The 11,169-nt window shown below is 40.8% G+C and carries 9 protein-coding genes; all 9 read left to right on the forward strand.

What is annotated here, in order from left to right; all coding sequences use genetic code 11:
- The 9 genes from ABES03_RS04790 (at nucleotide 1) to eno (ending at nucleotide 10,808) form a co-directional block, all read left to right on the forward strand.
- Nucleotides 1–1,224, forward strand: a complete 1,224-nt coding sequence (locus tag ABES03_RS04790) for an MFS transporter (RefSeq protein WP_430115629.1) — start codon at nucleotides 1–3, stop codon at nucleotides 1,222–1,224.
- Between the two features lie 709 nt (nucleotides 1,225–1,933).
- Complete coding sequence (rpoN, locus tag ABES03_RS04795; RefSeq protein ID WP_430115631.1) at nucleotides 1,934–3,256, forward strand: RNA polymerase factor sigma-54; 1,323 nt, start codon at nucleotides 1,934–1,936, stop codon at nucleotides 3,254–3,256.
- Between the two features lie 73 nt (nucleotides 3,257–3,329).
- Nucleotides 3,330–3,587, forward strand: coding sequence for a glutaredoxin family protein (locus ABES03_RS04800; RefSeq protein WP_430115632.1), 258 nt, complete (start codon nucleotides 3,330–3,332; stop codon nucleotides 3,585–3,587).
- Between the two features lie 134 nt (nucleotides 3,588–3,721).
- Nucleotides 3,722–4,744, forward strand: a complete 1,023-nt coding sequence (locus ABES03_RS04805) for a sugar-binding transcriptional regulator (RefSeq protein WP_430115635.1) — start codon at nucleotides 3,722–3,724, stop codon at nucleotides 4,742–4,744.
- Between the two features lie 48 nt (nucleotides 4,745–4,792).
- Nucleotides 4,793–5,800 (forward strand): type I glyceraldehyde-3-phosphate dehydrogenase, encoded by a 1,008-nt coding sequence (gene gap, locus ABES03_RS04810; protein ID WP_413307293.1) that lies wholly within the window; start codon nucleotides 4,793–4,795, stop codon nucleotides 5,798–5,800.
- 146 nt (nucleotides 5,801–5,946) lie between these two features.
- Complete coding sequence (locus ABES03_RS04815) at nucleotides 5,947–7,131, forward strand: phosphoglycerate kinase (RefSeq protein ID WP_430115639.1); 1,185 nt, start codon at nucleotides 5,947–5,949, stop codon at nucleotides 7,129–7,131.
- A 40-nt stretch (nucleotides 7,132–7,171) separates the two neighbouring features.
- Nucleotides 7,172–7,933, forward strand: a complete 762-nt coding sequence (gene tpiA / locus ABES03_RS04820) for a triose-phosphate isomerase (protein ID WP_430115641.1) — start codon at nucleotides 7,172–7,174, stop codon at nucleotides 7,931–7,933.
- Nucleotides 7,926–9,458, forward strand: a complete 1,533-nt coding sequence (gene gpmI / locus ABES03_RS04825) for a 2,3-bisphosphoglycerate-independent phosphoglycerate mutase (protein ID WP_430115643.1) — start codon at nucleotides 7,926–7,928, stop codon at nucleotides 9,456–9,458. Before tpiA ends, gpmI begins: the two co-directional genes overlap by 8 nt.
- Before the next feature lie 51 nt (nucleotides 9,459–9,509).
- Nucleotides 9,510–10,808: a phosphopyruvate hydratase gene (gene eno / locus ABES03_RS04830; protein ID WP_430115646.1), complete on the forward strand. Its 1,299-nt coding sequence runs from the start codon at nucleotides 9,510–9,512 to the stop codon at nucleotides 10,806–10,808.
- Nucleotides 10,809–11,169 lie beyond the last annotated feature (361 nt).

Raw genomic sequence — 11,169 nt, forward strand, 5'->3', positions numbered from 1 at the left:
ATGTTTGCTATCTTTAAGACTTTTTCGGCCGAATTGAAGTTTTATATGGTCATGAATGCCTTGTTTTCCTTTGGCACTTCGCTGTCGGGCATTTTCCAAAACGTGTTCCTTTGGAGGCTGGACAAAACATATTCATTGCTCGCCTACTACAGTTTATATTGGTCTTTGGCCATTTTGATTAGCTTCGGTTTATGCGCTTGGCTGGCTAGGAAAACGAGCCCGATGATTACCATGAGAATCGGTTTCCTGTTTTACCTGTTTACTTATCTTATCATGCTTGTTTTCCATGCAACCCTGAATAAGCATATTCTTATGCTGGGGATTTCAAACGGACTTGCCATGAGCCTTTATTATGTTGGCATGCATTTGGCGGTTCTCGATTTGACCACGAATAAAGACCGGGACAAATTTTTATATATAGAGGGAATCCTTTATACGATTGGCGGAATAATTGCCCCGCTTGTCTCGGGCATTATTATCTCAAGGTTCGAAGGCATGGTCGGCTATTATGTTTTGTTCATAGCCACCAGCGTCTTTATCTTTTTAGCTTTCCTCGTTTCACTGAAGGTGAAAGGTATCGGGATCGCACCGAAAAGCCACTTTTGGGATGTGATCAGGCACCCATCTCCGGAGTGGAGGAAGATGTATTCCATCATGTTCGCGGATGGAATTGTCTCGGGAGCCTTTACAACCTTTTTGATAACAATGATGACCTTTAAGATTGCCGGCGGTGAATTGAATCTGGGTATTTACAATACAGGTGCGCAAATCATGTCAATTCTAGCTTTTTATCTGCTGGCAAAATTCACATCGGCAAAAGACCGCATCAAAATTTTTGCCATTGGGGCGATTACCTTTCTATTAAGTTCAGCGCTGCTGTCAGTGCAGCCTGTCTTACTTTCGCTGATTATTTTTGGACTGATCTCCCCTATATCAATGAACATGCTCGGTACATCAATGAACGCCATGATATATGAATCAATCGAAAAGGATCCGCATTACAAGGAAAGAAGATTGGATTACATCATCATCCGTGAAATCCCCCTCGGTGCAGGCAGGATGGTCGGGGTATTCCTGTTCTTGGCAATGAGGAACTACTTTAACATAGAGGAGTTATTACCGGTCTCCTTCAGTGTTTTTCCGGTCATATACGTTTTGATGGTTCCAATTCTTTATTACATTTGGAAACAACCAAAACTTATGGGAAAGGCTGGGGAAAACTAAAAAAAACCATACCAAAACGAGGGTGAAAAAGAAGGTAGGAAGCCTCACTTTTGCTGCACTTGTCCTTCTTCACCCCCGTAAGGTAATGATCGTTTTCATTCCTCAGCGATTTACCGCAATATAGGCTGTCTAATGCCAATACCTTATTTAAAAACGTCTAAATCCACCCCCGATGATGATTGATAAAATTGAGGTATTTTAAGTTGATGAATTATCAATTATTTTTGAGAAGGTACACCGAATGAATTTAACAAAAAACAATGAGGTATAATATTGGTTGCAATAAAGGACAGTTTCAGTATCATAATTTTTAGGAATAACACGCAATGAAAAACACTCAAGCAAACAAAACCATTAATATAACAATGGCCAATGGACTATTGAGCAAATGTAGTGCAACGGATAGCACGTAAGATTCCGTTCGATTCCTGCCGAGGGCGTACCTAAATACCTCTGTTCTTTGTTTAAGGACAGAGGTATTTTTTGTATTTAATTACAATTTATGGATAATTGTACAAAACACCTCAAAAATAGCACAAAAGCATATGAAAATGACACAAAACCCACCTAAAACGGCACAAAACCCACCAAAAACGGCACAAAACCCACCAAAAACGGCACAAAACCCACACCACCCGCAGCTTTTCTAATTTTTCCAATACCCGAACACACCCCTATCGTGTAAAATAGGTACCATGGGGGGATCGGAATGAACTTGAAAGCGGGTTTATGGCAGCAGCAAACATTAAAGTTGGCGATGACACAGGAATTATCTCAGGCAATTGCCTTACTGCAGTATTCGGCTCAGGAGCTAACTGCCTTTTTAGAAGATAAGGTCCTTGAAAATCCCTTGATGCAACTCGAAAGCAGCACGGTCAAGCCAATGAATCCCCTGATGGACCGGAATCGGCGGAAACATCAAAAAGAGGAAAAGAATTGGATTGAGCAAATTGCCGAAAAACCATTTTCTCTTGAAGATCACTTACTCTCTCAATTAAAAATAACCAATCTTTCAACAGACCAACTTAAAGTGATACGACATCTCATTCTACATTTAGATGAAAACGGTTACTTTATGGGTGACCTTAATGAAATTGCAGAAAGCTTACTTGTAGAAGAGGAGCTAGTAGAAGAATGTCTCGCGGTCATCCAAACATTGGAACCGGCAGGAATTGGTGCAAGAAACCTGCAAGAGTGCCTGTTGATGCAACTATATTATCAAAATCCTAATAACGAACTGGCACAAACAATCATTACTCACTATTTTGTCCCTTTTGCTGAAAAGAAATGGAGACAAATTTCTAAGGAGCTCCGGGTATCACTAAAGGAGATTCAAGATCTATTCGATCAGATACAGTTCCTTAATCCAAAACCAGGGGCATTTTTAAGAGAAGAAGCGCCGTCATATATCATTCCAGATGCCATAGTAGAGCGAACTACGGGAGGGCTTGAGGTACGGATGTTTGACGATTCCCTACCGAGAATTAGCTTTAATGAATCTTATTTCAAAAAATTTAAAGACCAGGATCAGCAGGTCAGCAAATTTCTCCACGATAAGGTTCAGGATTATCAGTGGATTTTAAAGGCCATTGAACAACGGCGAGAGACACTAACAAGAGTCATCTCGAAAATCGTTGAAAAACAAACCGTATGCCTACTTAAAGGGATGCAATATTTAGAGCCAATGACCATGAAGGAAATTGCCATGGAACTTGATATTCATGAATCGACCGTTAGCCGAGCAGTACGGGAAAAATATATCCAAACTCCGTTAGGAACATTCCCTTTAAAATCCTTTTTTACTAGTACCATACAGACAGTTGCGGATGATGAAAGTACTTCATCAACCCAGGTGAAGAATGAAATTAGTAATTTAATAGAACAAGAGAATAAAGAAAAGCCACTATCTGACCAAGATATTGTTGGTCTTTTAAAGGAGAATAATGGAATCGTGGTATCCAGACGGACCATTGCTAAGTATCGGGAACAATTAGGGATTCAATCTTCTTCAAAAAGAAAAAGGTTTAAGTAATAAAGTGGATTTCTACTTAAAACATTGGTATTTTTAAAAGGCTAAAACGACAAGATGGAAAGGAATCGACTTAATGTCACAAACTACGATTACCCTATATACAAGAAAAAGTTGTCCCTTATGTGATAAAGCGAAGGACTCTCTTCTTGAATTAAAAGAGGAATGGAATTTTCACCTCGAAGAAATTGACATTGAAACTAGTGATGAATTAACAGAACGGTATGGACTAATGATTCCAGTGGTTCTCATTGATGGACAAGAGGCAGGATATGGCTTCGTTAACAAATTTGACATAAGAAATCGTTTACATGAAAAAAAGGCGATTTTATAAGTTGAAATAGGTTTTCACTCCTGTTACAATGAAAAACGTAGTAGGGGTGATTTTTTTTACAGTAGGTGGGACACAATATGTCTATGGTGGACATTTTTCGACCAACTACATAGAATAAAAGGAGCATGAACATCATGCAGTCATTTATCGATATCCAAAAAAAATTAGTACCCGACCTTCTTCAAGTTCTACAGAAACGTTATTCTATCCTACGATACATAGGTTTTATGCAGCCGGTAGGTAGAAGAAGTTTAGCTGTCAGCTTAGAATTAACCGAACGAGTCCTTCGTAGTGAAGTTGATTTCCTGAAAGAACAAAATCTTATTTTTACAAACAATGTGGGAATGAGTTTAACCTCTGAAGGGAAAAATTTACTGGAAGATTTAGAAGGTTTGATGCGTGAGCTAAAGGGTATTGATGTAATGGAAATGGAATTAAAGCACCGGCTTGGCATCAAGAAGGTTATCATCGTCCCTGGCGATAGTGATGAGTCACCAATGGTCAAAGGCGAGCTTGGCAAAGCAAGTGCGATTTGCATGAAAAAGCTTCTAACCGGGAAAAATATCATCGCTGTTACTGGCGGTTCTACCATGGCTGCGGTCGCAGAAAGACTAACACCTGATTTCTCCAAGAAGGAATTGCTATTTGTCCCTGCTCGAGGCGGAGTTGGTGAGGATGTCCATAACCAGGCAAACACCATTTGCTCGAATATGGCGAGAAATACCGATTCTAAACATCGTGTATTCTATGTTCCCGATCAGGTCAGTTCAGAAATTTATGAATCCCTCATTAAAGAACCTGATATTCATGATGTATTGCATTTGATTAAATCAGCAAGCATGGTTCTTCATGGAATTGGGGATGCTATCACAATGGCTGAACGACGGAAAACCAACCCGGATATTAAGAAAAAGCTTGAAGATGGGAAGGCAGTCGGGGAAGCATTTGGTTATTATTTTAACGAAGAAGGCGAGATTGTCCACAAGGTATTTACGATTGGACTTCAGCTCGAAGACCTTGCAGAGATCCCACATGTAATTGCAGTTGCAGGCGGGGCCTCAAAGGCGAAAGCCATTAAGGCGTATTTTAAACAAGCACCGGCCTCGACGATACTTATTACCGATGAAGGTGTGGCTAAACGGTTGTTGAAAGGGTAATTCCTTTTAAAAAATATATCTTTTCCCATATAAAAGGAGGAAATTAACATGGCAGTAAAAGTTGGTATTAATGGATTTGGACGTATTGGTCGTAACGTATTCCGTGCGGCATTAAACAATAGCAATGTAGAAATCGTTGCAATCAATGACTTAACTGATGCAAACATGCTTGCGCATCTTTTAAAATATGATACAGTTCACGGAACTCTTCAAGAAGATGTAACTGTTGACGGTGAATACTTAGTAGTTGGCGGACACAAAGTAAAAGTTATCGCTGAGCGTGACCCTGCACAACTTGGTTGGGGAGACCTTGGTGTTGATGTAGTAGTTGAATCTACAGGCCGTTTCACAAAGCGTGAAGATGCAGCGAAGCACCTTGAAGCAGGCGCTAAAAAAGTTATCATCTCTGCTCCAGCATCTAACGAAGATATCACAATCGTTATGGGTGTTAACGAAGATAAGTACGATGCAGCTAACCACCACGTATTATCAAACGCATCTTGTACTACAAACTGCTTAGCTCCATTTGCTAAAGTATTAAACGATACTTTCGGAATCAAGCGCGGTATGATGACAACTGTTCACTCATATACAAATGACCAACAAATCCTTGACTTACCACACAAGGACTACCGTCGTGCACGTGCAGCAGCTGAGAACATGATCCCAACTTCAACTGGTGCTGCAAAAGCGGTTTCTCTAGTTCTTCCTGAACTAAAAGGTAAGTTAAACGGTATGGCTATGCGTGTTCCAACTCCAAACGTATCTGTTGTGGATTTAGTTGCAGAATTAGAAAGAGAAGTAACAGCTGAAGAAGTAAACAATGCATTACAAGCTGCTGCTGAAGGTCCATTAAAAGGCATCTTAGAATACAGCGATCTTCCATTAGTATCTAGCGACTACAACGGAAGCACTGCTTCTTCTACAATCGATGCATTATCAACTATGGTTCTTGAAGGAAACATGGTGAAAGTATTATCTTGGTACGATAACGAAGTTGGTTACTCTAACCGCGTTGTTGACCTAGTTGATTACATCGCTGCAAAAGGACTTTAATTTTTAACTTGGATATGATTGGCATTCCAGTCATAAACAAATTATAATGTTAAATGGTATTCCAAAGGGGAGCGGGGAGGATTCCCCCTCCTTTTTTAATGAAATTTGAAGCATTTTGAAGTGCCAAACTAAAGGAGGTCCTTTACATGAACAAAAAAACATTAAAAGATGTAGATGTTAAAGGTAAACGTGTTTTTTGTCGGGTTGATTTTAACGTCCCAATGCAGGATGGAAAAATTACAGACGAAACACGCATTCGTGCAGCATTGCCAACGATTCAGTACTTAATCGAACAGGGAGCAAAAGTGATTTTGGCAAGCCATTTCGGCCGACCAAAGGGAAAAGTGGTCGAAGAAATGCGCTTAACTCCAGTCGGTGTTAGACTTTCAGAACTTCTTGGTAAAGACGTGAAAAAAGCAGATGAAGCTTATGGTGACTCTGTAAAAGCGTTAATTGACACTATGGCAGAGGGCGATGTTCTATTACTAGAAAATGTACGCTTCTACCCTGGTGAAGAAAAGAATGACCCTGAGTTGGCAAAAGCATTTGCGGAGCTTGCTGATGTTTATGTGAACGACGCCTTTGGTGCCGCACACCGTGCGCATGCTTCAACTGAAGGAATTGCCCATAACCTGCCAGCTGTTTCAGGCTTCTTAATGGAAAAAGAACTTGAAGTACTTGGTAAAGCACTTTCTAATCCTGAACGTCCATTTACAGCGATTATTGGTGGTGCAAAGGTTAAGGATAAGATCGGCGTAATCGAAAACCTTTTAGAATTAGTCGACAACCTCATTATTGGTGGTGGACTTGCTTATACATTTGTCAAGGCTCAAGGCCATGAAGTGGGAAAATCTCTTCTTGAAGAAGATAAGATTGAGCTAGCTAAATCATTTATGGAAAAAGCGAAACAAAAAGGTGTTAACTTCTATATGCCAGTCGATGCAGTAGTAGCTGATGATTTCTCTGCAGATGCTAATTCAAAGGTGGTAGCAATCGAAGAAATTCCTGCTGATTGGGAAGCTCTTGATATTGGACCAAAAACAAGAGAGATTTACGCTGATGTAATCAAAAAATCTAAACTTGTCATTTGGAACGGACCGATGGGTGTATTTGAAATTGACAAATTTGCAGGCGGTACGAAAGCCGTTGCAGAAGCACTTTCTGAAGCAGAAGGTACATATTCAGTCATTGGCGGTGGAGATTCAGCAGCTGCAGTTGAGAAGTTCGACTTAGCCGATAAAATGAGTCACATTTCTACAGGCGGTGGCGCTTCTCTAGAGTTTATGGAAGGCAAAGCATTGCCAGGCGTCGTTGCGTTAAACGATAAATAATCATTGCTCTTTTTTACAACCATGAAAGGATGTGCTCTTAATGCGTAAACCAATCATTGCAGGTAACTGGAAAATGAACAAGACTCTTTCTGAAGCAAGAAGCTTTGCGGAAGAAGTGAAAGGTCTTGTACCTGCTGCAGATAAAATCGATTCTGTTATTTGTGCACCTGCTTTATTTTTACAAAATCTTGTAGAAGTAACAGAAGGTAGCGATGTGAAAATTGGTGCTCAGAACATGCACTTTGAAGAAAACGGAGCGTTTACAGGCGAAATTAGCCCGAAAGCACTTGCAGATCTTGGTGTGAACTATGTCATCATCGGCCACTCAGAACGCCGTGAAATGTTCAACGAAACTGATGAAACAGTGAACAAAAAAGCGCTAGCAGCGTTTAAATACAACTTAACTCCAATCATTTGCTGTGGAGAAACTCTAGAACAGCGTGAAAATGGTGAAACCAACCAATTAGTTGGTGACCAAGTTGTGAAGGCACTTGCAGGTTTGACTAATGAGCAAGTGAAGCAATCAGTGATCGCATACGAACCAATTTGGGCGATTGGAACTGGTAAATCTTCTACTTCAAAGGATGCAAACGATGTTTGTGCGCATATCCGTCAAGTAGTTGCACAGCAATTCTCTCAAGATGTTGCAGACGCGGTTAGAATTCAGTACGGCGGCAGCGTGAAGCCGGAAAATATTAAAGAATACATGGCACAGCCTGATATTGATGGTGCATTAGTAGGCGGAGCAAGCCTTGAAGCACAATCATTTTTACAGTTACTGGAGGCAGGCAGTTATGAATAAATCTCCAGTTGCTCTGATCATCCTTGATGGATTTGGATGTAGAGGAGAACAAAAAGGAAACGCGGTCGCACATTCGAAGAAACCAAACTTTGACCGCTTCTGGAGCACCTATCCACACTCCCATTTAACAGCATCTGGTGAGGCAGTCGGCCTTCCTGAAGGACAAATGGGAAATTCTGAGGTAGGACACTTGAATATTGGTGCTGGACGTATCGTGTACCAAAGCTTAACTCGTGTAAACATTGCCATTCGTGAAGGCGAATTTGAAAAGAATGATACTTTTACAGGTGCAATGGAGCATGTGAAGAAAAACGGCACTGCCCTTCACTTATTTGGCTTACTTTCAGATGGCGGCGTACACAGCCATATTCAACATATGTTTGCCCTATTGAAACTAGCAAAAGAAGAAGGCGTCGAAAAAGTATATATCCATGCTTTCCTTGATGGACGTGACGTTGGTCCAAAAACTGCGGAAAAATATATTCAGCAAACTTTGGATAAAATGAAGGAGTATGGCGTGGGTGAATTCGCAACCATTTCAGGCCGTTACTATTCAATGGACCGTGACAAGCGCTGGGAGCGTGTAGAAAAGTCTTACCGTTCTATGGTGTATGGAGAAGGTCCAGCCTACACAAACCCAATGGATGTGGTAAAGGATTCATATGAACATGGAATCTTTGACGAATTCGTAATCCCATCCGTGATTACAAAGGAAGATGGACAGCCAGTTGCAACGATTCAAGACAATGATGCCGTTATTTTCTATAACTTCCGTCCTGACCGTGCGATTCAGATTTCTAATACATTTACTAACGCTGATTTCCGTGCCTTTGACCGTGGTCCAAAGCATCCTAAGGATTTATTCTTTGTGTGCTTAACACATTTCAGTGAAAGTGTAGATGGCTATGTAGCTTTTAAACCTACAAACCTAGACAACACGTTAGGTGAAGTCTTGGCTCAAAATAACTTAAAGCAGCTTCGAATTGCGGAAACGGAAAAGTACCCGCACGTAACGTTCTTTATGAGCGGTGGCCGCGAAGAGAAGTTTCCTGGTGAAGAGCGGATTTTAATCAACTCTCCAAAGGTTGCAACTTATGACCTGAAGCCAGAGATGAGTGCTTATGAAGTAACAGATGCATTACTCAATGAAATCCAAAATGATAAATTTGATGTCATCCTCTTGAACTTCGCAAACCCAGATATGGTTGGACACTCTGGAATGCTTGAACCGACAATCAAAGCGATTGAAACGGTGGATGAATGCTTAGGGAAAATTGTTGATCTGATCCTTGAAAAAGGTGGTACAGCAATTATTACAGCAGACCATGGTAATGCCGACGAAGTAATCACTTTAGAAGGCGAGCCAATGACTGCTCATACAACAAATCCTGTTCCAGTCATTGTAACAAAGCAAGGTGTGGAGTTACGTGACGGTGGTATCCTTGGAGATCTCGCTCCAACTATGTTAGATTTATTAAAGGTTGAAAAACCAGTCGAAATGACTGGAACTTCATTAATAAAATAAAACTGTTCGTTTCTAAACGACCGATTAAACCATTTTAAGGAGAGATATTAAATGCCATTTATTGCAGATGTATACGCTCGTGAAGTATTAGACTCCCGTGGTAATCCAACAATTGAAGTAGAAGTTTTCACTGAATCAGGTGCATTTGGACGCGCGTTAGTTCCAAGTGGTGCTTCTACTGGTGAATACGAAGCAGTTGAACTTCGTGACGGTGACAAGTCTCGCTACCTTGGTAAAGGTGTTCTTAAAGCAGTTGACAACGTTAACGAAATCATTGCGCCAATGCTTGTAGGAGAAGAATTCAGCGTACTTGATCAAGTGTCAGTTGACCATGCATTAATCGAGCTTGATGGAACAGAAAACAAAGGTAAATTAGGTGCCAACGCAATCCTTGGTGTTTCTATGGCGGTTGCTCACGCTGCAGCTAACTACCTTGATATTCCTTTATATCAATACCTTGGAGGATTCAACTCTAAGCAGCTTCCAGTTCCAATGATGAACATCGTTAATGGTGGAGAGCACGCTGATAATAACGTAGATATTCAAGAATTCATGATTATGCCAGTAGGTGCTCCAAGCTTTAAAGAAGCACTTCGCATGGGCGCTGAAATCTTCCATACATTAAAATCAGTTCTTAAGTCTAAAGGTCTTAACACAGCTGTTGGTGACGAAGGTGGATTTGCTCCAAACCTAGGCTCTAACGAAGAAGCACTTCAAACAATCGTTGAAGCAATCGAAAAAGCTGGCTACAAGCCTGGCGAAGAAGTTATGTTAGCAATGGATGCTGCATCTTCTGAGTTCTACAACAAAGAAGACGGTAAGTATCATCTTTCTGGCGAAGGTGTTGTGAAGACATCTGCTGAAATGGTTGACTGGTATGAAGAGCTTGCTTCTAAATACCCAATCATCTCAATCGAAGACGGTTTAGATGAAAACGACTGGGAAGGTCACAAGCTTTTAACTGAGCGTCTTGGTAAAAAAGTTCAATTAGTTGGTGACGACTTATTCGTAACAAATACGAAGAAGCTTGCTGAAGGAATTGAAAAAGGTATCGGTAATTCAATCCTTATCAAGGTTAACCAAATCGGTACTCTTACTGAAACATTTGATGCAATCGAAATGGCTAAGCGTGCTGGTTACACAGCTGTTATCTCTCACCGTTCTGGTGAAACTGAAGATAACACAATTGCTGATATCGCAGTTGCTACAAATGCTGGTCAAATCAAGACTGGTGCGCCATCACGTACTGACCGCGTAGCTAAGTACAACCAATTACTTCGTATCGAAGATCAATTAGGTGAAACTAGCCAATACAACGGCCTTAAGTCTTTCTATAACTTAAGCAAGTAATTTTACTATTCAAAGGCACTCCGTATTCCGGGGTGTCTTTTTCATAATGTCCAGTTCCATATAGGGAAGTTTCAAATGCCCGTGGAAAGAGAAAAAGTATGCGAACGGTAAATAGGGGAAGTTTCTAATGCCCGTGGAAAGTGAAAAAGTATGCGAACGGTAAATAGGGGAGGTTTCTAATGCCCGTGGAAAGTGAAAAAGTATGCGAACGGTAAATAGGGGAGGTTTCTAATGCCCGTGGAAAGTGAAAAAGTATGCGAACGGTAAATAGGGGAGATTTCTAATGCCCGTGGAACGTAAAAAAGTATCCGAACGGTAAATAGGGGAAATTTCTAATGCCCGTGGAAAGGTTGCATGGCTA

The sequence above is a fragment of the Neobacillus rhizosphaerae genome (assembly GCF_050477885.1).
GTDB classification, from domain to species: Bacteria; Bacillota; Bacilli; order Bacillales; family Cytobacillaceae; genus Neobacillus; species Neobacillus rhizosphaerae_A.